We start from the raw sequence: 25,996 nt of genomic DNA, 5'->3' as shown, positions 1-25,996 counted from the left end.
GGCGAAGGCGCGAACGGGCGGAAATAGGTTAAGGACCATTCACCATCATGGTTGAACTTGAAATAGACGGCAAGAAGGTCGAGGTGCCCGAAGGCAGCATGGTGATCCAGGCTGCGCACAAGGCGGACAAGTACATTCCTCACTTCTGCTATCACAAGAAACTGTCGGTTGCGGCCAACTGCCGGATGTGTCTCGTCGAAGTCGAGAAGATGCCGAAGGCCGTGCCTGCCTGCGCGACCCCCGTGTCGGCCGGCATGATCGTCCATACGCAATCCGACAAGGCCGTGAAGGCGCAGCAGTCGGTGATGGAATTCCTCCTCATCAACCACCCGCTCGACTGCCCGATCTGCGATCAGGGCGGCGAATGCCAGCTGCAGGATCTGGCGGTCGGTTACGGCAAGTCGTCGTCGCGTTACGCGGAAGAGAAGCGCGTGGTGTTCCACAAGAACGTGGGCCCGCTGATCTCGATGGAAGAAATGTCGCGCTGCATCCACTGCACGCGCTGCGTCCGCTTCGGCCAGGAAATCGCCGGCGTGATGGAGTTCGGCATGCTGGGCCGCGGCGAGCACTCGGAAATCACGACGTTCGTCGGCAAGACGGTCGATTCCGAAATGTCGGGCAACATGATCGACCTGTGCCCGGTCGGCGCGCTGACCAGCAAGCCGTTCCGCTACAGCGCCCGTACGTGGGAGCTGTCGCGCCGCAAGTCGGTGAGCCCGCACGATTCCGTCGGCGCGAACCTCGTCGTTCAAGTGAAGAACAATCGCGTGATGCGCGTGCTGCCGTTCGAGAACGAAGCCATCAACGAATGCTGGATCTCGGACAAGGATCGCTTCTCGTATGAAGGCCTCAACAGCGAAGAGCGCCTGACGAAGCCGATGCTGAAGCAGGGCGGCCAGTGGATCGAGACCGACTGGCAGACCGCACTCGAATACGTCGCGAAGGGCCTGAAGGGCATCGCCGCGGATCACGGCGCGAACGCGCTGGCGATGCTCGCGAGCGCGCACAGCACGGCCGAAGAGCTGTTCCTCGTGAAGCAGCTCGCCAACGAACTGAAGACGCCGAACGTCGACTTCCGTCTGCGTCAGCAGGATTTCTCGGCGCCGGTTCAGGGCGCACCGTGGCTCGGCATGCCGATCGCCGACCTGTCGAACGTGGACGCCGCGTTCGTCGTCGGTTCGTTCCTGCGCCGCGACCACCCGCTGTTCGCCGCCCGCCTGCGTCAGGCCGCGAAGAACGGCGCGAAGCTGCATTTCCTGCACGCAACCGGTGACGACGCCCTGATCCCGACCGCGCAGCGCATCGTTGCCGCACCGTCGGCATGGCTCGACCAGCTGGCCGGCATCGCCGCGGCCGTCGCGCAACTGCGCGGCGTCGCACTGCCCGACACGCTCGCGGGCGTCACGGCATCGCCGGCCGCGCAGGCTGTCGCCCAGTCGCTCGCGAACGGCGAACGCCGCGCGGTGCTGCTCGGCAACGTCGCGGTCCGCCATCCGGAATTCGCGAAGCTGCACGCCGTTGCCAAGTGGATCGCCGACAACACCGGCGCCACGTTCGGCTTCCTGACGGAAGCGTCGAACACGGTCGGCGCGCACGTCGTCGGCGCACTGCCGGGCGAAGGCGGCCTGAACGCACGCGAAGCGTTCGAGCAGCCGCGCAAGGGGTACGTGCTGCTGAACGTCGAGCCGGAATTCGACACCGCCGATCCGGCGCAGGCGCTTGCCGCGCTGAACCAGGCCGAGATGGTCGTCGTGATGTCGCCGTTCAAGCACGGCCTCGACTACGCCGACGTGCTGCTGCCGGTTGCGCCGTTCACGGAAACGGCCGGTACATACGTGAATGCGGAAGGCACCGTGCAGAGTTTCAACGGCGTCGTGCGCCCGCTCGGCGACACGCGTCCGGGCTGGAAGGTGCTGCGCGTGCTCGGCAGCCTGCTCGGCCTGCCGAACTTCGAATACGAGACCGCGGAAGAAGTGCGTCTCGCCGCGCTCGGCGACGCCGGCGTCGCGAGCCGCCTGTCGAACCAGACGTCGGTCGCGCCGGGGCGCGTCGCGGCGAATGCCGCGAACGGCGGCTTCGAGCGCCTGGCCGATGTGCCGATCTATCACGCCGACGCACTCGTGCGCCGCGCAGGGGCACTGCACCTGACGGCCGCCGCGAAGGCGGCGAATGCCGCAGCGCTGCCGGCCGCGCTGTTCGACAAGCTGGGCTTGAAGGAAGGCGACGCGGTGCGCGTGCGCCAGGGCGAGCGTGCGGTGCAGTTGCCGGCCGTGCGCGACGCGAATCTTGCGGAGACCGTCGTTCGCGTGTCGGCGGCGACGCCTGCCGGCGCAGCGCTCGGCAGCCTGTCCGGTGAACTGGTGGTGGAGAAGGCGTAAATGAGCTTGTTCGATACGATCAACGCGGGCGGGTCCCAGCTTCTCGGCTTCGCATGGCCGACGGTGTGGGCAATCGTGCGCATCCTCGTCGTCTCCGTCGTCATCCTGCTGTGCGTCGCGTACCTGATTCTGTGGGAACGCAAGCTGATCGGCTGGATGCACGTGCGTCTCGGCCCGAACCGCGTCGGCCCCGGCGGCTTGCTGCAGCCGATCGCCGACGTGCTGAAGCTGCTGCTGAAGGAAGTCATTCAGCCGAGCGCCGCCAGCCGCTGGCTGTACCTGATCGCACCGGTGATGACCGTCGTGCCGGCGTTCGCCGTGTGGGCCGTGATCCCGTTCCAGGCCGAAGCGGTCCTCGCGAACGTGAACGCGGGCCTGCTGTACGCGATGGCGATCTCGTCGATCGGCGTGTACGCGGTGATTCTCGCCGGCTGGGCATCGAACTCGAAGTACGCGTTCCTCGGCGCGATGCGCGCCGCGGCACAGATGGTGTCGTACGAAATCTCGATGGGCTTCGCGCTGGTGCTGGTGCTGATGACGGCCGGCAGCCTGAACCTGTCGGAAATCGTCGGTTCGCAGCAGCACGGCTTCTTCGCGGGCCACGGCGTGAACTTCCTGTCGTGGAACTGGCTGCCGCTGCTGCCGGCGTTCGTCGTGTACTTCATCTCGGGCATCGCCGAAACGAACCGCCACCCGTTCGACGTGGTGGAAGGGGAGTCGGAAATCGTCGCGGGTCACATGATCGATTACTCGGGCATGGCGTTCGCGCTGTTCTTCCTCGCCGAGTACATCAACATGATCGTGATCTCGGCGCTGACCGCGACGCTGTTCCTCGGCGGCTGGGATGCACCGTTCGAATTCCTGTCGTTCATTCCGGGCATCTTCTGGCTGGTGCTGAAGATATTCGCGCTGCTGTCGGTGTTCATCTGGGTTCGCGCGACGTTCCCGCGTTTCCGTTACGACCAGATCATGCGCTTGGGCTGGAAGGTGTTCCTGCCCGTCACGGTGGTCTGGGTGGTCGTGGTCGGCTTCTGGATGATGTCGCCGCTCAACATCTGGGTGAAGTAATCGGACGAAATCATGAGCGCAATCCAACACTTCTTTAAGACCTTCTTCCTGACCGAGCTGCTGCAGGGGCTCGCGCTGACCGGCCGTTACACGTTCAAGCGCAAGGTCACCGTGCAGTTCCCGGAAGAAAAGACGCCGATTTCGCCGCGTTTCCGCGGGCTGCACGCACTGCGCCGCTACGAAAACGGCGAAGAGCGCTGCATCGCGTGCAAGCTGTGCGAGGCCGTGTGCCCCGCGATGGCGATCACGATCGAATCGGAAACGCGCGCGGACAACACGCGCCGCACGACGCGCTACGACATCGACCTGACGAAGTGCATCTTCTGCGGTTTCTGCGAAGAGAGCTGCCCGGTCGATTCGATCGTCGAGACGCAGATTCTCGAGTACCACGGCGAAAAGCGCGGCGACCTGTATTTCACGAAGGAAATGCTGCTCGCGGTGGGCGATCGCTACGAGAAGGACATCGCCGCGGCGAAGGCTGCCGACGCGCCGTATCGTTGATTGTGTTTGCAGTGCCGGCCCGAAGCCAGGGCCGAGCCGCCGCGACGGGTGCGGCACGCGAGAGCGTCCCGCAAGCCGCGCCTGACTATGGCCTAACGATGAACCGGTAATCATGGAATTCACGACCGTACTGTTCTACATCTTCGCGCTGCTCCTGGTGGTATCAGGGCTGAAGGTGATCACTTCGCGCAACCCGGTGGCGTCTGCGCTTTTCCTTGTGCTGGCGTTCTTCAACGCCGCCGCGATCTGGATGCTGCTGGAAGCGGAGTTCCTCGCGATCCTGCTGGTGCTGGTCTACGTGGGCGCGGTGATGGTGCTGTTCCTGTTCGTCGTGATGATGCTGGACATCAACATCGACTACCTGCGCCGCGACTTCAAGCGCTTCGTCCCGATGGCGACCGTGGTCGGCGCGATCATCGTGATCGAAACCGCGCTGATCCTGTGGCGCGGCTACGGCGACACGCAGACGGTGCATGCGATGGCGACGGGCGAGATGGCCAACTGGTCGAACACGCGCCTGATCGGCAAGGTGATCTACACCGACTACATCTTCGCGTTTGAAATCGCCGGCCTGGTGCTGCTGGTCGCGATCATTGCCGCGATCGGGCTGACCGAGCGCAAGGGCAAGGACAGCAAGCGCCAGCGCGTGTCGGATCAGGTCAAGGTGCGCCGCAACGATCGCGTGCGCCTCGTGAAGATGGACGCGGAAAAGCCGCAGCCGGAAACGGCGCAGAGCGAAGCCGGTTCGGGCACCAACGGCTAAGCGGAGGAAAAGAAAACATGCTGACTCTTGCTCATTACCTCGTGCTCGGCGCGATCCTCTTTGCGATCGCGATCGTCGGGATTTTCCTGAACCGCCGCAACGTCATCATCATCCTGATGTCGATCGAACTGATGCTGCTGGCGGTGAACACCAACTTCGTCGCGTTTTCGCATTACCTCGGCGACGTGCACGGCCAGATCTTCGTGTTCTTCGTGCTGACCGTCGCCGCAGCGGAAGCCGCGATCGGCCTCGCGATTCTGGTGACCCTGTTCCGTAAGCTCGACACGATCAATGTCGAGGATCTCGATCAGCTCAAAGGTTAATTTCAGGCAACGCTGTTATGTCAACGACACTCAATGAAAACCTGCTGCTGGCGATTCCGCTCGCTCCGCTGGCCGGCTCGCTGATTGCGGGGCTGTTCGGGAACGCAGTCGGGCGCAAGGGCGCACACCGGATCACGATCCTCGGCGTAATGATCGCGTTCCTCCTGTCGGCGAAAGTCTTCTTCGACGTGATGGGCGGCGCAAGCTTCAACGCGACCGTCTACGAATGGATGAACGTCGGCTCGCTGAAGCTCGAAGTCGGCTTCCTCGTCGATTCGCTGACCGCGATGATGATGGTCGTCGTGACCTTCGTCTCGCTGATGGTGCACGTGTACACGATCGGCTACATGGCGGAAGAAGACGGCTACCAGCGCTTCTTCTCGTACATCTCGCTGTTCACGTTCTCGATGCTGATGCTCGTGATGAGCAACAACTTCCTGCAGCTGTTCTTCGGCTGGGAAGCGGTGGGTCTGGTGTCGTACCTGCTGATCGGCTTCTACTTCACGCGTGAGAGCGCGATCTACGCGAACATGAAGGCGTTCCTCGTGAACCGCGTGGGCGACTTCGGCTTCCTGCTCGGCATCGGCCTGCTGCTCGCATTCGCCGGCTCGATGAACTACGGCGAAGTGTTCGCGAAGCGCGCGGAACTCGCGAGCCTGCACTTCCCGGGCACCGACTGGGGCCTGCTGACCGTTGCCTGTATCTGCCTGTTCATCGGCGCGATGGGTAAGTCGGCACAGTTCCCGCTGCACGTGTGGCTGCCGGACTCGATGGAAGGCCCGACGCCGATCTCCGCGCTGATTCACGCGGCGACGATGGTGACCGCCGGCATCTTCATGGTGTCGCGCATGTCGCCGCTGTTCGAGCTGTCGGATACCGCGCTGTCGTTCATCACGGTGATCGGCGCGATCACGGCGCTCTTCATGGGCTTCCTCGGCATCGTCCAGAACGACATCAAGCGCGTGGTCGCGTACTCGACGCTGTCGCAGCTCGGCTACATGACCGTCGCGCTCGGCGTGTCCGCTTACCCGGTCGCCGTGTTCCACCTGATGACGCACGCGTTCTTCAAGGCGCTGCTGTTCCTCGGCGCAGGCTCGGTCATCATGGGCATGCACCACGACCAGGACATGCGCAACATGGGCGGCCTGCGCAAGTACATGCCGATCACGTGGATCACGTCGCTCGTCGGTTCGCTCGCGCTGATCGGCACGCCGTTCTTCTCGGGCTTCTACTCGAAGGACTCGATCATCGACGCGGTGAAGCTGTCGCACCTGCCGGGTTCGGGCTTCGCGTACTTCGCGGTCGTCGCGAGCGTGTTCGTCACGGCGCTGTACTCGTTCCGCATGTACTTCCTGGTGTTCCACGGCGAAGAGCGCTTCCGCAAGCCGAAGCATCCGGAATCGCCGATGGGCATGGCGGCTGCGCACGGCCACGACGACCACGGCCATGGCCACGGTCATGACGACCACGCGCACGAACCGCACGAGACCCCGTGGGTCGTGTGGGTGCCGCTGGTCCTGCTGGCGATCCCGTCGGTCATCATCGGCGCGTTCGCGATCAGCCCGATGCTGTTCGGAGACTTCTTCCAGCACGGCGTTGCATTCGACAAGGTGATCTTCATCGGCGAAAACCATCCGGCCCTGGCCGAGATGGCCGAGGAGTTCCACGGCTGGGTGGGCATGGGCCTGCACTCGGTGTCGGGCCTGCCGGTCTGGCTCGCGCTCGCCGGTGTCGTTGTCGCGTGGTTCCTGTACCTGAAGCGTCCGGAACTGCCGGCGTCGATCCGCCGCGCGTTCGGCCCGATCTACACGCTGCTGGACAACAAGTACTACATGGACAAGATCAACGAAGTGGTGTTCGCCCGTGGTTCGGTGGCGATCGGCCGCGGCCTGTGGAAGGAAGGTGACGTCGTGGTGATCGACGGCCTCGTCAACGGCAGCGCCCGGTTCATCGGCTGGTTCGCCGGCGTGATCCGCTTCCTCCAATCCGGTTACATCTATCACTACGCGTTCGCCATGATCATCGGCATGCTGGGGCTCCTGACCCTGTTTGTAACGCTCGGCGGCAAATAAGGCGGGGGACAACTTAATGCACGCTTTTCCGATTCTCAGTACCGCGATCTGGCTGCCGATCGTTTTCGGCCTCCTCGTGCTTGCGGTGGGTAACGACAAAAATCCGGGGACGGCCCGCTGGATCGCGCTGATCGGTTCGCTGCTCGGCCTGGCGGTCACGATCCCGCTGATCACGGGCTTCGACTCGAGCACGGCTGCGCTGCAGTTCGTCGAGAAGTCGACCTGGATCGAACGCTTCGACATCGCGTATCACCTCGGCGTCGACGGCATCTCGATGTGGTTCGTCGTGCTGACCGCGCTGATCACGGTGATCGTCGTGATCGCCGCATGGGAAGTGATCACCGAGAACGTCGCGCAGTACCTCGCGGCGTTCCTGATCCTGTCCGGGATCATGATCGGCGTCTTCTCGGCGGCCGATGGCCTGCTGTTCTACGTGTTCTTCGAAGCGACCCTGATCCCGATGTACATCATCATCGGCGTGTGGGGTGGCCCGAACCGCGTGTATGCGGCATTCAAATTCTTCCTGTACACGCTGGCCGGCTCGCTGCTGATGCTGGTCGCGCTGATCTACCTGTACACGGAAACGCATTCGTTCGACCTCGCGACGTGGCAGAACGCCAAGATCGCGATGACGCCGCAGATACTGTTGTTCATTGCGTTCTTCCTCGCGTTCGCGGTGAAGGTGCCGATGTGGCCGGTCCATACCTGGCTGCCGGACGCGCACGTGGAAGCGCCGACGGGCGGCTCGGTCGTGCTGGCTGCGATCATGCTGAAGCTCGGCGCATACGGTTTCCTGCGCTTCTCGCTGCCGATCACGCCTGACGCGAGCCACTTCCTGGCACCCGTCGTGATCACGCTGTCGCTGATCGCGGTGATCTACATCGGCCTCGTCGCGATGGTGCAGGCCGACATGAAGAAGCTGGTCGCGTATTCGTCGATCGCACACATGGGCTTCGTCACGCTCGGCTTCTTCATCTTCAACCAGCTCGGCGTCGAAGGCGCGATCATCCAGATGATCTCGCACGGCTTCGTGTCGGGCGCGATGTTCCTCTGTATCGGCGTGCTGTACGACCGCGTGCACTCGCGCCAGATCGCCGATTACGGTGGCGTCGTCAACGTGATGCCGAAGTTCGCGGCCTTCGCGATGCTGTTCTCGATGGCCAACTGCGGCCTGCCGGGCACGTCGGGTTTCGTCGGCGAGTTCATGGTGATTCTCGCGGCCGTCCAGTACAACTTCTGGATCGCATTCGGCGCGGCATTCACGCTGATCCTCGGTGCTGCCTACACGCTGTGGATGTACAAGCGCGTGTACTTCGGCGCGGTGGCGAACGATCACGTTGCCAAGCTGAAGGACATCGGCCGTCGCGAATTCCTGATGCTGGCCGTGCTTGCCGCGTTCACGCTGCTGATGGGCCTGTATCCGAAGCCTTTCACCGACGTGATGCACGTTTCCGTGGAAAACCTCCTCTCCCACGTCGCGCAGTCGAAGCTGCCGCTGGCCCAGTAATCGCGAGCGGAGGAACTCAAGATCATGCAAAACGCCCCTATGAATGTCCTGTTGCCTGACGCGCTGGTGCTGGCCGCCATCGTCGTCGCATGGCTGAACGACACCTTTACCGGCGCCTCCGGCCGCCGCCTGACTTATCTGATCGCGGTCGTCTCGTCGGTCGTCGCCGGCGTGTGGTTCGCGGTGCAGGCACTCGACCCGCAGCAGTACTACTTCTTCTCGAAGATGGTCGTCGTCGACTCGTTCGCGAGCATGATGAAGGCTGTCGTGTCGTTCGGTTTCGCGGTCTCGCTCGTCTATTCGCGCAAGTACCTCGAAGATCGCGACATGTTCCGCGGCGACGTGTTCCTGCTCGGCATGTTCTCGCTGCTCGGTCAGCTGGTCATGGTGTCGGGCAACAACTTCCTGACGCTGTACCTCGGTCTCGAACTGATGTCGCTGTCGCTGTACGCCGTCATCGCGCTGCGCCGCGATGCCGCGCAGTCGAGCGAAGCCGCGATGAAGTACTACGTGCTGGGCGCGCTCGCATCGGGCTTCGTGCTGTACGGCATCTCGATGCTGTACGGCGCGACCGGCTCGCTCGAGCTGGGCGAGGTGTACAAGGCGGTCGGCGGCAACACCGACGCAGCCGTGCTGATGTTCGGCGTGGTCTTCATCGTCGCCGGTATCGCGTTCAAGCTCGGCGCCGTGCCGTTCCACATGTGGGTGCCGGACGTCTACCAGGGTGCGCCGACCGCGATGACGCTGTTCGTCGGCGGCGGCCCGAAGGTTGCCGCGTTCGCGTGGGGCCTGCGCTTCCTGGTGATGGGTCTGCTGCCGCTCGCACAGAACTGGCAGACCGCGCTCGTGATCCTGGCCGCGCTGTCGCTGATCGTCGGCAACATCACGGGTATCGTCCAGCGCAACATCAAGCGGATGCTTGCGTACTCGGCGATCTCGAACATGGGCTTCGTGCTGCTCGGCCTGCTCGCGGGCATCGTGAAGGGCGACGCGACGGCACCGGCGAATGCATACAGCTCGGCGATGTTCTACGCGATCGTCTACCTGATCACGACGCTCGGCTCGTTCGGCGTGGTGATGCTGCTCGCACGCCGCGATTTCGAAGCCGAAACGATCGACGACTTCAAGGGCCTCAACAAGCGCAGCCCGGTGTTCGCGTTCGTGATGATGGTCATGATGTTCTCGCTGGCCGGTATTCCTCCGACCGTCGGCTTCTACGCGAAGCTCGCCGTGCTCGAGGCGACCGTCAACGCGGGCCTCACGTGGCTGGCCGTGCTGGCCGTGATCACGTCGCTGTTCGGCGCGTTCTACTACCTGCGCATCGTGAAGCTGATGTACTTCGATGCACCGCAGGATACGACGCCGATCTCGGGCGATTTCTGCAAGCGCACGATCCTCGTGCTGAACGGCCTCGCGGTCGTCGCGCTCGGCCTGATCCCGAGCCCGCTGCTGACGGCCTGCCTGCAGGCAATTCGTCACACGCTGCCGCTGTAATGTCGGCAGCCGGCTGGTTTATCGTGCTGTTGGCGCTCGTCTGCGCCAACCTGCCGTTCCTGAACCAACGCCTCTTCGCCGTCGTGCCGTTCGGCACGGCGAAGAAGAGCGGGTGGGTGCGGATCGGCGAGCTGATCGTGCTGTACTTCATCGTTGGCGCGCTCGGCTTCTGGCTCGAGTCGCGCGCCGGCAACCGCTTCGAACAGGGCTGGCAGTTCTACGCGATCACGTTCAGTCTCTTCATCGTGTTCGCGTTTCCCGGCTTCACGTTCCAGTATCTCGTCAAACGACGCTGACGGCTCCGGCCGTCCGTCGCGCTCAATTTTGGAGCCGCCGATGGCCGAACTACCCAATCACGACGCCGCACTGACCGAAACCTGCCTCGAAAGCGAGGCGATCTTCGACGGCGCGTTCCTCAAGCTCAAGCGCGATACCGTCCGTCTGCCGGATGGCAAGAAAGCCACGCGCGAATACGTCCAGCATCCGGGCGCGGTGATGGTGATCCCGCTGTTCGACGACGGCCGCGTGCTGATGGAAAGCCAGTATCGCTACCCGATCGGCAAGGTGATGGCCGAATTCCCGGCCGGCAAGCTCGATCCGAACGAAGGCGCGCTCGCATGCGCGGTGCGCGAACTGCGCGAGGAAACCGGCTACACGGCACGCGAGTACGTGTTCCTGGCCCGGATTCATCCGATCATTTCCTATTCGACCGAATTCATCGACCTGTACCTGGCGCGCGGGCTGACGGCCGGCGAACGCAAGCTCGATGAAGGCGAATTCCTCGAGACCTTCATTGCGACGCAGGCCGACCTTCAGGAATGGGTGCGCACGGGCCAGATCTCCGACGTGAAGACGATCATCGGCACGATGTGGCTCGACAAGGTGCTGTCCGGGACGTGGCCGCTCGGGCCGGTCCTGACGCCCTGAGCGCAGCGTCAGCGGCGGGTGGGGCGCCGCGTTACAATCCGGTGACGCGGCGCCACGCCGTCGCGCGATCGATATTTAGCACGACCGTTCACAAAACCGCTTTTTGCGCTACACTCGCCACACGCCCTGATTCAGCATGAAGGTCCTCGATTTACAGTGCCCGCACGGTCATCGGTTCGAAGGCTGGTTCGCTTCCGCCGATGAATTCGAAGCGCAGTTGTCCCGCAAGCTGGTCGAATGTCCGGTGTGCGGAACGACCGAGGTCAACCGTCTGCCGTCGGCGCCGCGCCTGAACCTGTCGGGCGCGACGCAGGCCCAGCCGGTCGATTCGCGTGCACTGCAGGCGCAGGTAATGCGTGCGCTGCGCGAGGTGCTGGAGAAAACCGAGAATGTGGGCGAGCGCTTCGCCGAGGAAGCGCGGCGCATCCATTACAACGAGGCGCCGGCACGCAGCATTCGTGGCGTCACGACGCCTGAAGATGCGCAATCCTTGGCCGAAGAAGGCATCGACGTGATGCCGCTGCCGATTCCTGCCGCGCTCAAAGAACCGCTGCAATGACATTGCAGTGAGTCCTTGCCGGGCCGGACGGCTGCGGACAGCCTTGCATGGGACCGGACTAACCGCTGAAGCGCTAACTCCGGTCGACAGGAGACACTGCGCATGGATCTGGATTATTCCCCCTCGGACGACGCGTTCCGCGTCGACGTCCGCGCCTGGCTCGAGGCCAACCTGCCTCACGCACTGCGCGCCAAAGTACTCGATCACAAACGACTCGATCGCGAGGATTTCGCGAGCTGGCACCGGATTCTCGGCCAGCGCGGCTGGTCTGCGCCCGCGTGGCCGGTCGAATATGGCGGCCCGGGCTGGAACGCGACGCAACGACACATCTGGGAAGAGGAGTGCGCGCGGATCGGTGCGCCGACCGTGCTGCCGTTTGGCGTATCGATGGTCGCGCCGGTGCTGATGAAATACGGCAGCGAAGCGCAGAAACGTCATTATCTGCCGCGCATTCTCGATGGCACCGACTGGTGGTGCCAGGGCTATTCGGAGCCGGGTTCGGGATCCGACCTCGCGTCGTTGCGCACGCGCGCGGAGCGCCAGGGCGACCACTACGTCGTCAATGGCCAGAAGACCTGGACGACGCTCGGCCAGTACGCCGACATGATGTTCTGCCTCGTGCGCACCGATCCGGCCGCGAAGAAACAGGAGGGCATCTCGTTCCTGCTGATCGACATGAAGACGCCCGGCATCACGGTGCGCCCGATCGTCATGCTCGACGAGGACCACGAGGTCAACGAGGTGTTCTTCGAGGACGTGAAGGTGCCGGTCGAGAATCTCGTCGGCGACGAGAACCGCGGCTGGACCTACGCGAAATACCTGCTTGGCCATGAGCGCACCGGCATCGCGCGCGTCGGCGGGTCGAAGCGCGAGCTCGCGTTCCTGAAGCGTGTGGCCTCGAAGCAGCGCAAGAACGGCAAGCCGTTGCTCGCCGATCCCGTGTTCGCCGCGAAGGTCGCGGCGCTCGAGGTTGAGCTGATGGCGCTCGAGGTGACGGTGCTGCGCGTCGTCAGCCGCGAGACGAGCGGCAAGGGGCCCGGCCCCGAGGCGTCGATGCTGAAGATCAAGGGCACGGAAGTGCAGCAGGCGCTCACCGAGTTGATGGTCGACGCGATCGGCCCGCTCGCCGCACCGTTCGACGTACCGTTCCTCGACGGCCAGCGCGAGCACAGCATCGCGGGCGACGACGATGCGGCACCCCTTGCCGCGTACTACTTCAATTATCGGAAGACGTCGATCTACGGCGGCTCGAACGAGATCCAGAAGAACATCATCGCGCAGATGATTCTGGGGCTGTGATCAGGGAACGGAGACAACCATGGATTTCAGCTTTACCGATGAGCAGCAGCAGTTTGCCGACGCGCTGCGCCGTTATCTCGGCGAGCAATACGGCTTCGAAGCGCGCCAGGCAATCGTGCGCAGCGATGCGGGTGTGTCGGACACGCAATGGAGTGCGTTCGCGGAACTGGGGTTGACCGCGCTGCCCGTGCCGGACGCGCAGGGTGGCTTCGGCGGCGGCCCGGTCGACATGCTGGTCGTGATGCAGGAACTCGGCCGTGCGCTCGTGATCGAGCCGTACTGGGCAACGGCGGTGGGCGTCGAGGCCTTGCGCATTGCCGGTTCCGGCGCGGGTGAGGATGCGGCGCTGCTGGAAGCCGTCGCGCAGGGGCAGAAGCGTGTGGCAGTCGCATTCCACGAACCGCATGCGCGCTACGACCTGTTCGAACTCGACACGCACGCGCGCGAGCAGGGCGGCACGTACCGGCTGACCGGCACGAAGTCGGTCGTCCAGCATGGCGTACAGGCGGATGCGTGGATCGTGCCCGCACGCGTCGACGGTGGCGGCATCGGCCTCTTCGTCGTCGAACGGGATGCCGCGAACGCGAAGGTGGTCGACTACCGGACGATCGACGGCCAGCGGGCCGCGACGATCGAGTTCAATGAAACGCCGGCGCGACTGCTGACGGGCGGTGCGCGCGACGCTGCGGCCCTCGAGCAGGTGGCCGATTACGCGACGTTCCTGCTGTGCGCGGAAGCGGTCGGCGTGCTCGACGAACTGAATCGCGCGACGGTCGAATACACGAAGACGCGCGAACAGTTCGGTGTGCCGATCGCGCGCTTCCAGGCGCTGCAGCACCGGATGGTCGACATGCTGATCCATGCCGAGCAGGCGCGTTCGCTGACCTACCTGGCAGCCGTACGCTACGCGAGCGGCGATGCCGATGCGCGGCGCAAGGCCGTGTCGGCCGCGAAAGCGCGTGTCGGCGCCGCCGCGCGCTTCGTCGGCCAGCAGGCCGTCCAGCTGCACGGCGGCATGGGCGTGACCAACGAGGTCGCCGCCGCGCACTTGTTCAAGCGGCTGACGATCATCGAGACGACGCTCGGCGACACCGATCATCATCTTGCCCGCATCGCGGCGCTGCCCGATTTCGCGCAGACCGACGCAGCATGACGGCGACGCGCGAGCGCACCAGACAAGGAGACACCGAGTGGGCATCAGTTATGAAGACCTGGTGGTCGGCAGTACCACCGAAGTGGGCCGTTACACGTTCGAAGCGGACGACATCAAGGCGTTCGCACAACGCTATGACCCGCAGCCGTTCCACCTCGACGAAGAAGCCGGAAAAGCATCGCATTTCGGCGGGCTCGTCGCGAGCGGCTGGCATACGTGTTCGGTGTTCATGAGCCTGCTCATCAAGAAGCTCGGGGCGGACTCGACGAGCATGGGCTCGCCGGGCATCGATTCGATCCGCTGGCTCAAGCCGGTGCGCGCCGGCGACACGATCACGATGTATCAGAAGGTCCACGACAAACGCGTATCGGAGAGCAAGCCCGATCGCGGCATCGTGTCGACGGAATGGGTCGGCGTGAACGGCGCCGGCGAGACGGTGATCACCGTGCATACCAAGGTGATCTTCGGGCTGCGCCATCCGGGAGGTACGCAGGCATGACCGACGTGACCTTGCCGCTGATCGCGTCGGCGCAGGCGCTGCAGGCGCGAGTCGGCGCGGAGCCGCTCGCGAGCGGCTGGATCGCGATCGACCAGCGTCGTGTCGATGGCTTTGCCGATGCGACCGGCGATCATCAATGGATTCACGTCGATCCCGAACGCGCGCGGCGCGAGTCGCCGTTCGGCGGCCCGATCGCGCACGGGTTCCTGACGCTGTCGCTGATTCCGGCGTTGATGGCCGATGCGATGCGTTTCGAGCAGAAGATGGGGGTGAACTACGGGCTGAACCGCGTGCGGTTCCTGAAGCCGGTGCCGGTCGGTGCGCGTGTGCGTGCGCTGTTTGCGGTAAAGGAAACCGCCGAGGCCGCGCGGGACGGTGTGCAGGTGACGTGGTCGGTGACGATGCAGGTCGAGCGTCCCGATGTGCCGCTGCCCGTCTGCGCGGCGGAATTCATCACGCTGCATTACTTCTGAAGCGGGGAGCGGCATGCACGGATGCCGCTCCGCCCGTCACATGCGTGTCAGTGCTTCGCGTATTGCGTCGCACCGAACAGCACCTCGCGTGCCTTGTCGTCCTGCAGCGCCTTGCGCATCGACGCGAGCACTTCGACACCGCGTTGCACGGCCGGTCGCGCGGCGATCGCGTCGTGCCAACGTTTCACGTTCGGCAATTCGTCGAGCACGATGCCCTGGTTCTGCCACGAGCGCGTCCACGGGAACGTCGCAATGTCCGCGATCGTGTACGCGTCGCCTGCGAGATATTCGGATTCGCCGAGGCGCTTGTCCATCACGTTGTACAGGCGTTTTGCCTCGTTCGTGTAGCGGTTGACCGCATACTCGATCTTCTCCGGCGCATACAGGCGGAAGTGGTGCGCCTGCCCGAGCATCGGGCCGACGCCGCCCATCTGGAACATCAGCCATTCGAGCGTCGCGTAGCGTGCGGCCGGATCGGTCGGCAGGAACTTGCCGGTCTTCTCCGCGAGGTAGATCAGGATCGCACCCGATTCGAACAGCGAGATCGGCTGGCCGCCGGGGCCGTCCGGATCGACGATCGCGGGGATCTTGTTGTTCGGGCTGATCTTCAGGAATGCCGGCTTGAACTGGTCGCCCGCACCGATATCGACCGGAAGGGCACGATAGGCGAGGCCCGTTTCCTCGAGCATGATGTGCACCTTGTGGCCGTTCGGGGTCGCCCAGCTATAGACGTCGATCATCGTGAACTCCTTTGTTGCATGCGGAAACGGCGCAGGCAGCGCCGCGACAGGCGGTCATTAGAGCATGGATCGATGCGGGCTGCTGGCGACGGGAACGTGCGTGCCGATGCGTGTGCTTGCGTGTTGCGCTAAGTGGTGCCGGGGGCGATTGCGTGTCGTCCCGAGTCGTCGAGATGGCGGCGTCGCCGTGCCGCATCGGGTCGATGCGGTGGCAACAGGTCAATTCGAAAGCGCGCGACCGCTCAGCGCTTGTAGCGGGGCGGGCGTTTCTCGAGAAATGCGGTGATGCCTTCGAGCCCGTCCGCATGATGCAGCGATGCGACGAAATGATCGCGCTCCGTGGCGAGATGCGCGTCGAGCGGTTGCGTCGTCGCGTCGTCGAGCAGCGACTTGATGCGCGTGAGTGCGTTCGGCGAGATGCCGGCGAGCGCGTCGGCCCATGCCACGGCATCGGTCAGTGCCGCGCCGGGCACGGCGAGCCGGTTGACGACGCCGAGCGCGTGCAGACGTTCGGCCGCAACAGGCTTGCCTTCGAACAGGATCTCGGCCGCGATCGCACGCGGCAGCGCGCGGGCGATGAACCACGAACCGCCTCCATCGGGCGTCAGGCCGACGCGCGCGTACGACATCACGAACTTCGCATCGTGCGCGGCGACGACCAGGTCGCACGCGAGCGCGAGCGAGAAGCCCGCGCCGGCCGCGGCGCCTTCCACCGCTGCGATCACCGGCTTCGTCGAAGCGTGGATCGCCGTTACCCATGCGGCGAGCTGATCGATGCTGTCGGCCTGGTAGGACGGATCCTTCGAGCGGTTGTCGAGCAGCCGGTTCAGATTGCCGCCCGCGCAGAAGAAGCGATCGGCGCCGGTGAGCACGACCGCGCGAATCCCGGGATCCCGTTCGGCGGTGGCGAGCGCTTCGATGCCGGCCGCGTACATGTCGGGATGCAGCGCATTGCGCGCGCCGGGGTTGGATAGCGTGAGGACGAGCGTCGATTCGCTCTCGGGCGGACGCGAGGCCAGCAGTTCAGCACTCATGCGAGCGTGTCTCCATCGGATGGCAGGGCTGCGGCAGCGGACACATAGCGCGTGCTGATGCGGGCGATGTCGCAGCAGAGGTATTGTTGTCGTGACGGACGCGAAACTTGCTTTAGACTAGCACGAACGTGCTTTTCAGCACGATGAATCCCGATGCGGCCGACACCGATGCGGCCGCGCTTCAGCAAGGAAGGAGACTCCGATGCTACAGCTGTGCGGTATTCCGTTGTCCAACTATTACAACAAGGTGAAGTTCGTCCTGCTCGAGCACGACATTCCGTTCGAGGAGTCGGTTTGCGGATTGCCGGTCAGCGATCCGGCACAGCTCGCCGATTCGCCGCTCGGCAAGATTCCCTTTCTGAAGACCGAAGAAGGCGCGCTGTTCGAGTCGCAGGTGATCATCGAGTACCTGGCGGCGCGCTATCCCGAAAAAGGCATTTTCCCGGCGAGCCCGTTCGCGGCCGCGAAGCTGCGCGAACTCATCGAGACGCTCGAACTGTATCTCGAATGGATGGCGCGCGAGGTCTACACCGAAGCGTTTTTCGGCGGCAAGGTTAGCGACGGGATGAAGGCACACGTCGAGAAGCGCCTGCCGCGCGCGATTGATGCATTCAAGCAGATGACGCGGTTTTCGCCGTATGTGCTCGGCGAGTCGTTCGGCCTCGCGGACATCGCCGCGTGGGTCCATCTGCCGGTCATCGGCATGGCGACGAAAGCCGTATTCGGGCGCGATTTCCTGCTCGATGCGGGCATCGACTGGAAGGCGCATGCTAAGAAGGTGGGCGAGCGCCCTGCCGCGCAGCGCGTGGCGGCCGAGCGCAAGGCGTATATCGACGCGACGAGCGCCGCGCGTTCGTAAGCGCGGTTCCCGCAGGGCGGCGTGCGACCGCCCGTGCGGGCCTTACAGGCGGGCGAGCCGTTCGAGCGCGGACGCGAGCGTGCTTTCCTGCTTCGCGAAGCAGAATCGGACGACGCCCGATTCGTGCGGCTCGTGATAGAACGCCGACACCGGAATGGCGGCCACGCCGATCTCCGACGTGAGCCACTTCGAGAATTCCGCTTCCGGCAGGTCGCTGATCGCCGAATAATCGACGCACTGGAAGTACGTGCCCGTGCAGGGCAGCAACTTGAAGCGCGTGCGCTCGAGGCCGGCCCGGAAGAAGTCGCGCTTCTTCTGGTAGAAGTCGGCAAGCGTCAGGTACGGCGCCGGGTCGCGCAGGTAGTCGGCGAGCCCGATCTGCATCGGCGTGTTCACCGTGAACACGTTGAACTGGTGGACCTTGCGGAATTCCGCGGTCAGCGCGGCAGGCGCCGCGACATAGCCGACCTTCCAGCCCGTCACGTGATAGGTCTTGCCGAAGCTCGACACGATGAAGCTGCGCGCGGCGAGTTCCGGATAGCGCGCGACGCTCTCGTGGCGCGCGCCGTCGTAGACCATGTGCTCGTAGACCTCGTCGGACAGGATCAGCACGTTGGTGCCGCGCACGATCTCCTCGAGCTTGCGCATGTCCGACTCGCGCCACACGGTACCCGTCGGGTTATGTGGCGTGTTGATCAGGATCATGCGCGTTTTCGGCGTGATCGCGGCCGCCAGACGGTCGAACGGGATCGTGTAGTCGGGCGCCTCCAGCGTGACGAACACGGGCTTGCCGCCCGCGAGTTCGATCGACGGCAGGTAGCTGTCGTAGGTCGGTTCGACGACGATCACTTCATCACCCGGATGCACCGTGCACATGATCGCGGTCAGCAACGCCTGCGTCGCGCCGGCCGTCACGGTGATTTCGGTCGCCGGATCGTAACGCCGGCCGTAGACCTGTGCGATCTTGTCCGCGATCGCGTCGCGTAGCGGCGCGACACCGGCCATCGGCGGATACTGGTTGTGCCCGTTGCGCATCGCGGCGGCAACCGCATCGACGATGCGCGGATCGCAGTCGAAATCCGGAAAGCCCTGGCCGAGGTTCACCGCGCCTTTTTCTGCGGCAAGCGCGCTCATGACCGTGAAGATCGTCGTGCCGACGTTCGGCAGGCGCGAGGGGAAAACGGGAGTCGTTGGCATGTCTGAAGGAGCGTTCATCGATACGGTCGAAATCGGGTGGTGCGGCGTAGGTCAGGCCGGCGTGGTCGTCGTGTCCGGCGCGGCGTCGAGCGAGCAGGCCTCGGTAAATGGCGCGGGCTGCGCGATCCGGAAGCCGAAGTCGCGTGCGGTGCGCTTCGCGAGCTTCAGCAGCGCGCGGTCTTTCGACACGAGCCACTCGGCCTGGGCGGCGCGGGCGAGTTCGAGAAACTTCTGGTCATCGCGGTCCTTGCACTTCGGCAGCGGCGGCGCGTCGGCGTCGACGGGCGGCGGCTCGACGAGGCTCGCGAGCCGTGCGACGGTCGCGAGTGCGGCCGCCTTGTCGATGGCGCGAGACCGAAACTGCGGATAGTCGAGCACGTATTCGAGCTCGGTCAGGCAGCGGCCGTCGATCACGGCGGCAAGCGCGCCGCGTTCCAGCGCGGCCCGGATCGGGCGCGTAGCGGGGTCGTCGAATACGAGGATGTCGATCCAGACGTTCGAGTCGAGCACGACGCGATGCGCGGCGTGCGGGGCGAGAGAGCGGGTCATTCGTTACAATCGGTGGTTTTCGTCTGACCGCAAGGCACGGCGTGCCAGCGAGCCTCTATGATAATCGTTCTCTCTCCAGCCAAATCCCTCGACTACGATACGCCCGCGCACGTCCAGTCTTACACGAAGCCTGCATTCGTCGACGACGCGTCCGAGCTGATCGACGGCCTGCGCAAGCTGTCGCCGCAGGACATCGCAACGTTGATGGATATCTCCGATCCGCTCGCGCGCCTGAATTTCCAGCGCTATGCCGACTGGTCGTCGACCTTTACGCCGGCCAACGCGAAGCAGGCCGTGCTCGCGTTCAACGGCGACGTCTATGAAGGTTTCGACGCGAAATCGCTGTCGTCCGCCGATCTCGACTATGCGCAGCAGCACGTGCGCGTGCTGTCGGGCCTGTACGGGCTGCTCCGTCCGCTCGACCTGCTGCAGCCATACCGGCTCGAGATGGGCACGCGCTTCGCGAACGCGCGCGGCAAGGATCTGTACGCGTTCTGGGGCGACCGCATCACGCGGGCGCTGAACGAACAGCTCGAGACGCGCAGCGGCACGGCGCGCGTGCTGGTCAACTGCGCGTCGACCGAATACTTCAAGTCGGTCAAGCCGAAACTGCTGGCCGCACCGGTCATCACGCCGGTGTTCGAGGACTGGAAGGGCGGCCGCTACAAGATCATCAGCTTCCATGCGAAGCGTGCGCGCGGCCTGATGGCGCGTTTTATCGTCGAAAACCGTATTACCGACCCGAAGGCGTTGAAGGATTTCGCGACGGAAGGCTATGCGTTCGATGCGGCCGCGTCGAACGATTCGACTTACGTATATCGCCGGCGAGTCGGCGAGTGACCCTGCCGGCCGTTCACGAGACGGCCGGCGCATGCATGAGGCCGGGCAAGGGCTACACCGCCTGTTCCGGTCGCCCCAGGAGAGACAGATGGCCCTTTCGATCACCAGCAATTTCGACGCAGGCGCAATCGACGTCGTGTCGTGCGACAGTCCAGATGCGATTCGGCTGCGCGTGCGCGGCGACACCCGCTCGGAATTCGCGCAATGGTTTTACTACCGCTTGACGGGCGCGCGCGGCGAGCGCTGCGTGATGACGTTCGAGAATGCTGCCGAATGCGCGTATCCGTCGGGCTGGCGCAATTACAGCGCGGTGGCGAGCTATGACCGGGTCGACTGGTTCCGCGTGCCGACGACGTTCGACGGCAAGACGATGACCATCGACCATACGCCGGAATTCGACAGCATCTACTACGCGTATTTCGAGCCATACTCGGAAGAGCGTCACGCGGCGTTTCTCGGCGCGGTCCAGCAGTTGCCGCAGGCGAGCGTCGTCGAACTCGGCCGCACGGTTGAAGGTCGCCCGATGTCGCTGCTGACGCTCGGTACGCCGGAATCCGGCGGCGCGCCGAAGAAGAAGGTGTGGATCATCGCGCGCCAGCATCCCGGCGAGTCGATGGCCGAATGGTTCGTCGAAGGTCTCGTCAAGCGGCTGGCCGGATGGGGCGACTGGGCCGGCGATCCGGTCGCGCGCAAGCTGTATGATCGTGCGACGTTCTATATCGTCCCGAACATGAACCCGGACGGCAGCGTGCATGGCAACCTGCGCACCAATGCCGCAGGCGCGAACCTGAACCGCGAGTGGATGGCGCCCGATGCCGAGCGCAGTCCCGAGGTGCTGGCTGTGCGCGATGCAATCCATGCGATTGGTTGCGACATGTTCTTCGACATCCACGGCGACGAGGATCTGCCGTATGTGTTCGTTGCCGGGTCCGAGATGCTGCCGAGCTTTACCGAGCAGCAGGGCAAGGAGCAGACCGCGTTCATCGAAGCGTTCAAGGTCGCGAGCCCGGACTTCCAGACTGAACACGGCTATGCCGCGAGCAAGTACAAGGAGGACGCGCTCAAGCTCGCATCGAAGTACATCGGCCATCAGTTCGGCTGTCTGTCGCTGACGCTCGAGATGCCGTTCAAGGACAACGCGAACCTGCCCGACGAACGCGTCGGCTGGAACGGCGAGCGAAGCGCGGCGCTCGGCGCGGCGATGCTGGCGGCGATCCTGGTGCACGTCGACACGTTCGCGTAAGCGTAGCGTCGCCGTATGAAAAAGCCGGGGCATCTCAGGATGCCCCGGCTTTTTTACTTCTGTGGATGTCGTTTCGGCGGATCAGGACTTCTTCGCGGTCTTCTTCACGACTTTTTTCTGGCCGCTCGACTTTTTCGTTGCGACGGCCTTCTTGCTGCCGGTACGGCCTGATGCCTTTGCCTTGCCCTTGCCTCGGTGCGACTTGCCCTTGAATTTCTTCGTCGAGGATGAGGAGCGCTCGACGCGCGGCTTAAGCGGCGGAACCGGGTCGTTCCAGCTGAACGCGAGCATTTGCTGACCGACATAGCCGCATCGGAATTTCAGCGGCGTCGGGTCGCTGCCGTCGCTGTGGATGCCGAGGCCGTCGACCGTGACGATATTGTCGACCTTCACGCGCTGCTTGCCCTGGTCGAACGAGTCGTTCCATGGCGTGATCGTCGCGTTGCCGCTGTCGAATGCGTTCGGCGCGAAGTCCACGCGGTCGAAGGCCGACGACGTGCTGGCGATGAAGCTGCCGTGCGCTGCACAATCGGCGGCGAGCGGATCGGCATGCATTTCGTTGACGAATTTGTTGATCAGTTCGGAGCGCTGGTCGAGCAGATCGGCGAATGCCGGTGTCGGAAGCGCAAGCGACAGGCCCGCAATGCAGGCTGCCAGCTTGCCGAGCGCCCGGAAAATCCGGAGCGACGCAGGAGAGCTGTCCATCTGGTTATTGGTGAGGAGCGAATGAGACATCGGGCACGTATAGATGCCCGATGAAGAACCGGAGTTCAATCTTAGCGTAAAAAAGTTGTGCGGCAGTAGATGTCGCATCCTGCCGTACTGAGCGAGGGAGTGCCGGCGCGTGATGACGGCGCCGCCGCCGGAGGACAATTCAGGCGCGCGGGCCGCCGAGACGATAGCGCCGGACGTCGAAGGTCGTGACCCACGTGGGACGATAGACAGCGATGAGTGCGGTCGCCATGCCGGTGAACCACGCTTCGCCGAGTGCGAGCAGCGCGGTGTTCAGCAGATAGCCGGCAGGAATCACGACGGGAACGCCATCCGCGAGCGCGAGCTGAACCCCGGCTGCGGCAGCGGCGACCGCGATGATCGCGATGGCGGGCGACAGGAATCCCTGGCCGGTAATGAACGACGCGAGATTGTGCGGCAACCATGCGAGTGCGGCGCGCTGCAGCAATGCCGACACGGCGACCGGCAGCGCGCCGTAGATCAGATAGGTCAGGCCAATGCCCTGCCAGGGCGCATCGAAGATGATCGCGGCGACCGCCGTGACGGCGCCCATCGCGATCAGTGCGAGTGTCCAGTCGAACAGCGTGACGAGCAGCGTCGCGCCAAGCAGATGCATGACGATGCCATCGTCGAGCCACGCATTCGAGGCCCAGAGGACCGCAATGGCGGTGACGAGCGCGAGCCATACGTGCTGGAGCGTGGCGTCCTGCAGGCGCACGAAGGGACGATTCCAGATCGCGAGCGCGAGCAGAGCCGCGGCGGCGATCCAGCCACCGACGCCAACCCAGAGCGGAAGCGGTGTGAAAAGAAAACCCATGCGTCCATATTACTCGTTGAGCATCAAAGGTGGGAATCCGCACACACCGACCGTCGCAATATCGAGACTGTTTGGCTAGCGTTCGCGCCGGAACCGCGCCGGCGGCTCGGCGGCGATCGGCAGGTCCTGCGCGCTATCGATCGAGGCCGGCAACGGGTACGGGCGTTCACTCCGTTGCGTACGCAGCGGAACCGGGCCCTGTTCGCCGATGGGCGGCTTGCGCGCACGACTGCGGTTCGCCAACAGCACCTCGAGGTGGGGCGACAGCCACCCGTTGTAGATTGCGACCGCGGCGGCCCGGTTGGCGGCACCAAGCTGCTGGAAGATGCTGGCGAGGTGGATCTTGACGGTGCCTTCGCTGATGCCGAGTGTGCGAGCGATCATCTTGTTGGTGCTGCCCATGTGGACGAAGCGCATGATCTGCGCTTGCCGCGGCGACAGGAGGCCGCTCGGCGGCCGCCGGGGAAGCGACCCGGCGAGCGTCTGGAAATGGGCATCGTAGCGCGCCGCAGCAGTGGAAGGCAGCAGGCGGAGCGCGATCGGCGGAATGTAGTGTCCGCCCAGCAGCACGATCTCGAGCGCACGCACGATCAGGTGTGGCCGCGTGGAATGTGGGATCACGCCGGCGACACCGTAGTTGAAGAAGCGCTGGATGGCCTCCGGCGATGTTTCGTCGACGAGGACGGCGACAGGTGTCGGCGAGCACGCGCTGCAGAGCGCCTGAAGCTCGCTGAGCCGGCCGACGTCGAGCCAGTCGATCGCGACCAGGTCGAAACGCTGGTTGCGCAGCAGCCTGCGCGCCTGAAAACTGTCGGGCACATCGTTGATGCCGGCGTGACGGTCGATCTGTCGCAACAGGGCCTTCAGTCCGTCACGCCGCTCGGCGTCTGAATTGAGCATCAGGAACCGCATATTCAACCTCCGTAATGTGAGCCATTGATCTGCCGTCTGGCATGCCTTGGGTCTGATGATGACAAAGACCTTACACGATGTCTGCTTGGCTGAAAGGCTTAGGAAAAGTATGAAATTTCGGGCGGCGGGAGGACAGACAAGTAAAAAGCCGCTCCGGCGGGAACCGTGAGCGGCTTCAGGTGGGCAGGCCGTTGGGCCTGTTGTGCTGCGGATTAGTGGAAGTGCGGCTGGGCGGGGGACGCGTCTTCCGGCATTTCGGCGTGGACGATTTCACCGAGCGGATCTGCGTAGAGCGGCACGCCGCAGTCATCGCAATATTCGGGTTCGAAGCGGCCCGCGTGCCGCCGGACGTCGGTTACGCCGCATTCCTTCAGCAGACTTACGATTTCCTCGACCGGGCCTTCGATCGGCGCTTCGCCTTCGAGCGTCGCACTGTCGATCGACATATCGCCGTTTTCACGGCCGTAGAGCGGCCATACGACGCCGTAGATTACGTCGTTGTTCGCACGCCGCGTGAAGCCGACACGGTACTCGTCGATACGGCGTTCGCCGAAGCCGGCGACCACCGCGCGCAGCTCTTGCGGTGCCGCACCAAGTGTGTCGAATAGATAACGAATGGCCGTTCGGACCGTATGTGGACGGATACGTTCGTCCGCATCCCGGCAGGCCGAATAGTACGCGTCCGGAAGTAGGCATTCGAATTCGCAGCCGGGCAGCGCGATCGACAGGTTCGGGCCGCCTTGGGCCGTCCATTGCTCGAGGCACTGGCCGCGTTCGATCCGGCTGCCGTTTTCTTCTTCCTGCCAGCGGAACAGCGGTGCGCCGGCGGGGGCCGCGACGACGGCGAGCAGGAAGCGCGGGTCGGCCAGGATCGGCGAGGTTTCCGGCAGGTCGCCGAAGCTGAGCTTGGGCGTGTGCTGGCTGATCGCCCCATGTGCGAGCTGCTGGGCGAGCCGGTAGGTCTCGACGTGGTGCCGCGGCAACTGGTCGATACTGTAGAGGAACGGGGCAAGCCCGACGAGGGTACCGTTCGCAAGGACGTGCGCCTGCAGGTGCGTTCGAAGTGCGTCGGCAACGTCGCCCTTGAGCGGGCCCGATGGAATCATGTAGCGCGTCCATGCGAGAACCGGGACGGCGACCAGCAGCGCATCGAACGGTTGGCCGTCGTGCTCGATCACCATCGACTCGCTGTGCGTCTCGGCCATGTCGGCGAGCGCGCCGTAGGCGTCGGGATGATTCTGCTGCAGATGGTCGAGCGCTGCGTCGAGCGTGGTCTGGTTGCCGTTGCGGACAATCTTGGAGAGCAGCGCATCGAGCTTCGCTTCCCAGAAGCGGTCCTCGATGCGGCTGCCCGAGGCGAAGAGCGCAAGCGACAGGCCGACCAGTTTGTCGGCATCGGGGGGGAGGCGTTTGGCGATTCGCTGGCGCATATTAAAGACGTATATAGAAAGAGGCGAAGAGCCTCACATTCTAGTCCGTTCTTTGCACCATAAGCGGTCTCGTGCCGACACATGGCCGGCTGGCCAAATCGCAGCGTTTGTAAAAAAGTTGCTTCAAACCCCTTGCGCGAATGTCGCGAGCTACCTACAATCACGCCTCTTTCGCGCTAACGGAAACGCAGCGCGGAAGAGGGAAGCAGGGTTGGCGGTGTGCTGGAGTCAGGAGCGCACAACTGGCCTGGAAGTTGAGCCCCGCAGTCGCAACGATGTAGTGTAAAAAGTTGTTGACGAGCTGCGAAACACGGTTCATAATCTCGCTTCTCTGCTGCTGAAAACGCAGCGCTGCCGGGAAACACGAAGTTCCTCGCAGAATGCTCTTTAAAAATTAACAGCCGATAAGTGTGGGCGCTTGATGAAAGCGAGCTGATCCTCGGATCAGATAGCGAAAGTATCAAGAGTCTCACACTAAAGTAAGTCAGGTTTATGAAGTAATTCATATTCCTGTCAGCTTTGAGTGAGCGACCGGTTCTTAACTGAACCGAAAACAGTAACAGGTTTAAACTGAAGAGTTTGATCCTGGCTCAGATTGAACGCTGGCGGCATGCCTTACACATGCAA

26 protein-coding genes are annotated in these 25,996 nt (G+C 63.9%); 18 read left to right on the top strand and 8 right to left on the bottom strand.

Annotated elements, in window-relative coordinates:
* Positions 1 to 47: 47 nt before the first annotated feature.
* From nuoG to LGM89_RS10325, 15 genes are all read left to right on the top strand, one after another.
* Positions 48 to 2,378 carry an NADH-quinone oxidoreductase subunit NuoG gene (gene nuoG, locus LGM89_RS10395; RefSeq protein ID WP_226273030.1) on the top strand — a complete coding sequence of 777 codons (2,331 nt, stop codon included), beginning with the start codon at positions 48 to 50 and terminating at the stop codon, positions 2,376 to 2,378.
* Positions 2,379 to 3,446: an NADH-quinone oxidoreductase subunit NuoH gene (nuoH, locus tag LGM89_RS10390; protein WP_011352696.1), complete on the top strand. Its 1,068-nt coding sequence runs from the start codon at positions 2,379 to 2,381 to the stop codon at positions 3,444 to 3,446. It abuts the gene before it with no gap.
* Between the two features lie 12 nt (positions 3,447 to 3,458).
* The gene (nuoI, locus tag LGM89_RS10385; RefSeq protein WP_011352695.1) at positions 3,459 to 3,947 is read left to right on the top strand and encodes an NADH-quinone oxidoreductase subunit NuoI; all 489 of its coding nucleotides are present in this window, start codon (positions 3,459 to 3,461) and stop codon (positions 3,945 to 3,947) included.
* A 112-nt stretch (positions 3,948 to 4,059) separates the two neighbouring features.
* Positions 4,060 to 4,710, top strand: a complete 651-nt coding sequence (locus LGM89_RS10380) for an NADH-quinone oxidoreductase subunit J (protein ID WP_089425978.1) — start codon at positions 4,060 to 4,062, stop codon at positions 4,708 to 4,710.
* 17 nt (positions 4,711 to 4,727) lie between these two features.
* Entirely contained in the window at positions 4,728 to 5,033 is a 306-nt protein-coding gene (gene nuoK / locus LGM89_RS10375; protein WP_006478272.1) for an NADH-quinone oxidoreductase subunit NuoK, read from the top strand.
* 17 nt (positions 5,034 to 5,050) lie between these two features.
* The gene (gene nuoL / locus LGM89_RS10370) at positions 5,051 to 7,105 is read left to right on the top strand and encodes an NADH-quinone oxidoreductase subunit L (RefSeq protein WP_011352693.1); all 2,055 of its coding nucleotides are present in this window, start codon (positions 5,051 to 5,053) and stop codon (positions 7,103 to 7,105) included.
* Between the two features lie 16 nt (positions 7,106 to 7,121).
* Positions 7,122 to 8,612: an NADH-quinone oxidoreductase subunit M gene (locus LGM89_RS10365; RefSeq protein ID WP_021162817.1), complete on the top strand. Its 1,491-nt coding sequence runs from the start codon at positions 7,122 to 7,124 to the stop codon at positions 8,610 to 8,612.
* Between the two features lie 39 nt (positions 8,613 to 8,651).
* The gene (gene nuoN / locus LGM89_RS10360) at positions 8,652 to 10,106 is read left to right on the top strand and encodes an NADH-quinone oxidoreductase subunit NuoN (RefSeq protein ID WP_039370611.1); all 1,455 of its coding nucleotides are present in this window, start codon (positions 8,652 to 8,654) and stop codon (positions 10,104 to 10,106) included.
* A complete protein-coding gene (locus LGM89_RS10355; protein ID WP_011352690.1) occupies positions 10,106 to 10,402 on the top strand; it encodes a DUF2818 family protein in 297 nt (98 codons plus the stop codon). Before nuoN ends, LGM89_RS10355 begins: the two co-directional genes overlap by 1 nt.
* Before the next feature lie 40 nt (positions 10,403 to 10,442).
* The gene (locus LGM89_RS10350; protein WP_089495327.1) at positions 10,443 to 11,033 is read left to right on the top strand and encodes an NUDIX domain-containing protein; all 591 of its coding nucleotides are present in this window, start codon (positions 10,443 to 10,445) and stop codon (positions 11,031 to 11,033) included.
* Between the two features lie 136 nt (positions 11,034 to 11,169).
* Positions 11,170 to 11,592: a DUF1178 family protein gene (locus LGM89_RS10345; RefSeq protein ID WP_046544753.1), complete on the top strand. Its 423-nt coding sequence runs from the start codon at positions 11,170 to 11,172 to the stop codon at positions 11,590 to 11,592.
* A gap of 102 nt (positions 11,593 to 11,694) precedes the next feature.
* Positions 11,695 to 12,891, top strand: a complete 1,197-nt coding sequence (locus tag LGM89_RS10340) for an acyl-CoA dehydrogenase family protein (RefSeq protein WP_226273029.1) — start codon at positions 11,695 to 11,697, stop codon at positions 12,889 to 12,891.
* Between the two features lie 19 nt (positions 12,892 to 12,910).
* Positions 12,911 to 14,044, top strand: coding sequence for an acyl-CoA dehydrogenase family protein (locus LGM89_RS10335; RefSeq protein WP_226273028.1), 1,134 nt, complete (start codon positions 12,911 to 12,913; stop codon positions 14,042 to 14,044).
* A gap of 37 nt (positions 14,045 to 14,081) precedes the next feature.
* A complete protein-coding gene (locus LGM89_RS10330; protein WP_226273027.1) occupies positions 14,082 to 14,543 on the top strand; it encodes a MaoC family dehydratase in 462 nt (153 codons plus the stop codon).
* Positions 14,540 to 15,016 (top strand): MaoC family dehydratase, encoded by a 477-nt coding sequence (locus tag LGM89_RS10325; protein ID WP_039370625.1) that lies wholly within the window; start codon positions 14,540 to 14,542, stop codon positions 15,014 to 15,016. Before LGM89_RS10330 ends, LGM89_RS10325 begins: the two co-directional genes overlap by 4 nt.
* A 47-nt stretch (positions 15,017 to 15,063) precedes the next feature.
* Here the strand turns inward: LGM89_RS10325 and LGM89_RS10320 are convergent, their stop codons facing one another.
* Entirely contained in the window at positions 15,064 to 15,756 is a 693-nt protein-coding gene (locus LGM89_RS10320; protein ID WP_226273026.1) for a glutathione binding-like protein, read from the bottom strand.
* A 242-nt stretch (positions 15,757 to 15,998) separates the two neighbouring features.
* Complete coding sequence (locus LGM89_RS10315; RefSeq protein WP_226273025.1) at positions 15,999 to 16,790, bottom strand: oxepin-CoA hydrolase, alternative type; 792 nt, start codon at positions 16,788 to 16,790, stop codon at positions 15,999 to 16,001.
* Positions 16,791 to 16,992: 202 nt separating this feature from the next.
* Between LGM89_RS10315 and LGM89_RS10310 the strand changes: the two genes are divergently transcribed.
* A complete protein-coding gene (locus LGM89_RS10310) occupies positions 16,993 to 17,649 on the top strand; it encodes a glutathione S-transferase (RefSeq protein WP_089495322.1) in 657 nt (218 codons plus the stop codon).
* Between the two features lie 42 nt (positions 17,650 to 17,691).
* On the opposite strand, the gene LGM89_RS10305 is transcribed toward LGM89_RS10310, so the two are convergent.
* Positions 17,692 to 18,864: a pyridoxal phosphate-dependent aminotransferase gene (locus LGM89_RS10305; protein ID WP_226273024.1), complete on the bottom strand. Its 1,173-nt coding sequence runs from the start codon at positions 18,862 to 18,864 to the stop codon at positions 17,692 to 17,694.
* Positions 18,865 to 18,897: 33 nt separating this feature from the next.
* A complete protein-coding gene (locus LGM89_RS10300) occupies positions 18,898 to 19,395 on the bottom strand; it encodes a putative toxin-antitoxin system toxin component, PIN family (protein WP_089495320.1) in 498 nt (165 codons plus the stop codon).
* 57 nt (positions 19,396 to 19,452) lie between these two features.
* Between LGM89_RS10300 and yaaA the strand changes: the two genes are divergently transcribed.
* Positions 19,453 to 20,235, top strand: coding sequence for a peroxide stress protein YaaA (gene yaaA, locus LGM89_RS10295; RefSeq protein WP_089495319.1), 783 nt, complete (start codon positions 19,453 to 19,455; stop codon positions 20,233 to 20,235).
* A gap of 88 nt (positions 20,236 to 20,323) precedes the next feature.
* Positions 20,324 to 21,478: a M14-type cytosolic carboxypeptidase gene (locus LGM89_RS10290; RefSeq protein WP_089495318.1), complete on the top strand. Its 1,155-nt coding sequence runs from the start codon at positions 20,324 to 20,326 to the stop codon at positions 21,476 to 21,478.
* A gap of 81 nt (positions 21,479 to 21,559) precedes the next feature.
* On the opposite strand, the gene LGM89_RS10285 is transcribed toward LGM89_RS10290, so the two are convergent.
* From LGM89_RS10285 to LGM89_RS10270, 4 genes are all read right to left on the bottom strand, one after another.
* A complete protein-coding gene (locus LGM89_RS10285) occupies positions 21,560 to 22,213 on the bottom strand; it encodes a BspC domain-containing protein (protein ID WP_041492904.1) in 654 nt (217 codons plus the stop codon).
* Positions 22,214 to 22,352: 139 nt separating this feature from the next.
* Positions 22,353 to 23,027 carry an energy-coupling factor ABC transporter permease gene (locus LGM89_RS10280; protein ID WP_089495317.1) on the bottom strand — a complete coding sequence of 225 codons (675 nt, stop codon included), beginning with the start codon at positions 23,025 to 23,027 and terminating at the stop codon, positions 22,353 to 22,355.
* Positions 23,028 to 23,102: 75 nt separating this feature from the next.
* On the bottom strand, positions 23,103 to 23,939 hold the full coding sequence (locus tag LGM89_RS10275) for a response regulator transcription factor (RefSeq protein WP_089495316.1): 837 nt from the start codon (positions 23,937 to 23,939) through the stop codon (positions 23,103 to 23,105).
* Positions 23,940 to 24,151: 212 nt separating this feature from the next.
* Positions 24,152 to 25,369, bottom strand: a complete 1,218-nt coding sequence (locus LGM89_RS10270) for a DUF2863 family protein (RefSeq protein ID WP_089495315.1) — start codon at positions 25,367 to 25,369, stop codon at positions 24,152 to 24,154.
* Between the last annotated feature and the right edge of the window lie 627 nt (positions 25,370 to 25,996).

The organism is Burkholderia sp. AU31624 (genome assembly GCF_020420065.1).
Taxonomy (GTDB): Bacteria; Pseudomonadota; Gammaproteobacteria; order Burkholderiales; family Burkholderiaceae; genus Burkholderia.
This window is presented reverse-complemented; position numbering and strand designations above follow the sequence as displayed.

Excerpts from the sequence above, each read along its gene's own strand:
- LGM89_RS10270 (WP_089495315.1), bottom strand. The coding sequence starts at position 25,369 with ATGCGCCAGCGAATCGCCAAACGCCTCCCCCCCGATGCCGACAAACTG.
- LGM89_RS10315 (WP_226273025.1), bottom strand. The coding sequence starts at position 16,790 with ATGAGTGCTGAACTGCTGGCCTCGCGTCCGCCCGAGAGCGAATCGACG.
- nuoH (WP_011352696.1), top strand. The coding sequence starts at position 2,379 with ATGAGCTTGTTCGATACGATCAACGCGGGCGGGTCCCAGCTTCTCGGC.
- nuoI (WP_011352695.1), top strand. The coding sequence starts at position 3,459 with ATGAGCGCAATCCAACACTTCTTTAAGACCTTCTTCCTGACCGAGCTG.
- LGM89_RS10275 (WP_089495316.1), bottom strand. The coding sequence starts at position 23,939 with ATGCGGTTCCTGATGCTCAATTCAGACGCCGAGCGGCGTGACGGACTG.
- LGM89_RS10290 (WP_089495318.1), top strand. The coding sequence starts at position 20,324 with ATGGCCCTTTCGATCACCAGCAATTTCGACGCAGGCGCAATCGACGTC.
- nuoL (WP_011352693.1), top strand. The coding sequence starts at position 5,051 with ATGTCAACGACACTCAATGAAAACCTGCTGCTGGCGATTCCGCTCGCT.
- LGM89_RS10340 (WP_226273029.1), top strand. The coding sequence starts at position 11,695 with ATGGATCTGGATTATTCCCCCTCGGACGACGCGTTCCGCGTCGACGTC.
- LGM89_RS10310 (WP_089495322.1), top strand. The coding sequence starts at position 16,993 with ATGCTACAGCTGTGCGGTATTCCGTTGTCCAACTATTACAACAAGGTG.
- LGM89_RS10335 (WP_226273028.1), top strand. The coding sequence starts at position 12,911 with ATGGATTTCAGCTTTACCGATGAGCAGCAGCAGTTTGCCGACGCGCTG.
- LGM89_RS10325 (WP_039370625.1), top strand. The coding sequence starts at position 14,540 with ATGACCGACGTGACCTTGCCGCTGATCGCGTCGGCGCAGGCGCTGCAG.
- LGM89_RS10305 (WP_226273024.1), bottom strand. The coding sequence starts at position 18,864 with ATGAACGCTCCTTCAGACATGCCAACGACTCCCGTTTTCCCCTCGCGC.
- LGM89_RS10365 (WP_021162817.1), top strand. The coding sequence starts at position 7,122 with ATGCACGCTTTTCCGATTCTCAGTACCGCGATCTGGCTGCCGATCGTT.
- nuoN (WP_039370611.1), top strand. The coding sequence starts at position 8,652 with ATGAATGTCCTGTTGCCTGACGCGCTGGTGCTGGCCGCCATCGTCGTC.
- LGM89_RS10285 (WP_041492904.1), bottom strand. The coding sequence starts at position 22,213 with ATGTCTCATTCGCTCCTCACCAATAACCAGATGGACAGCTCTCCTGCG.
- LGM89_RS10350 (WP_089495327.1), top strand. The coding sequence starts at position 10,443 with ATGGCCGAACTACCCAATCACGACGCCGCACTGACCGAAACCTGCCTC.
- nuoG (WP_226273030.1), top strand. The coding sequence starts at position 48 with ATGGTTGAACTTGAAATAGACGGCAAGAAGGTCGAGGTGCCCGAAGGC.
- LGM89_RS10320 (WP_226273026.1), bottom strand. The coding sequence starts at position 15,756 with ATGATCGACGTCTATAGCTGGGCGACCCCGAACGGCCACAAGGTGCAC.
- LGM89_RS10300 (WP_089495320.1), bottom strand. The coding sequence starts at position 19,395 with ATGACCCGCTCTCTCGCCCCGCACGCCGCGCATCGCGTCGTGCTCGAC.
- yaaA (WP_089495319.1), top strand. The coding sequence starts at position 19,453 with ATGATAATCGTTCTCTCTCCAGCCAAATCCCTCGACTACGATACGCCC.
- nuoK (WP_006478272.1), top strand. The coding sequence starts at position 4,728 with ATGCTGACTCTTGCTCATTACCTCGTGCTCGGCGCGATCCTCTTTGCG.
- LGM89_RS10280 (WP_089495317.1), bottom strand. The coding sequence starts at position 23,027 with ATGGGTTTTCTTTTCACACCGCTTCCGCTCTGGGTTGGCGTCGGTGGC.
- LGM89_RS10380 (WP_089425978.1), top strand. The coding sequence starts at position 4,060 with ATGGAATTCACGACCGTACTGTTCTACATCTTCGCGCTGCTCCTGGTG.
- LGM89_RS10355 (WP_011352690.1), top strand. The coding sequence starts at position 10,106 with ATGTCGGCAGCCGGCTGGTTTATCGTGCTGTTGGCGCTCGTCTGCGCC.
- LGM89_RS10345 (WP_046544753.1), top strand. The coding sequence starts at position 11,170 with ATGAAGGTCCTCGATTTACAGTGCCCGCACGGTCATCGGTTCGAAGGC.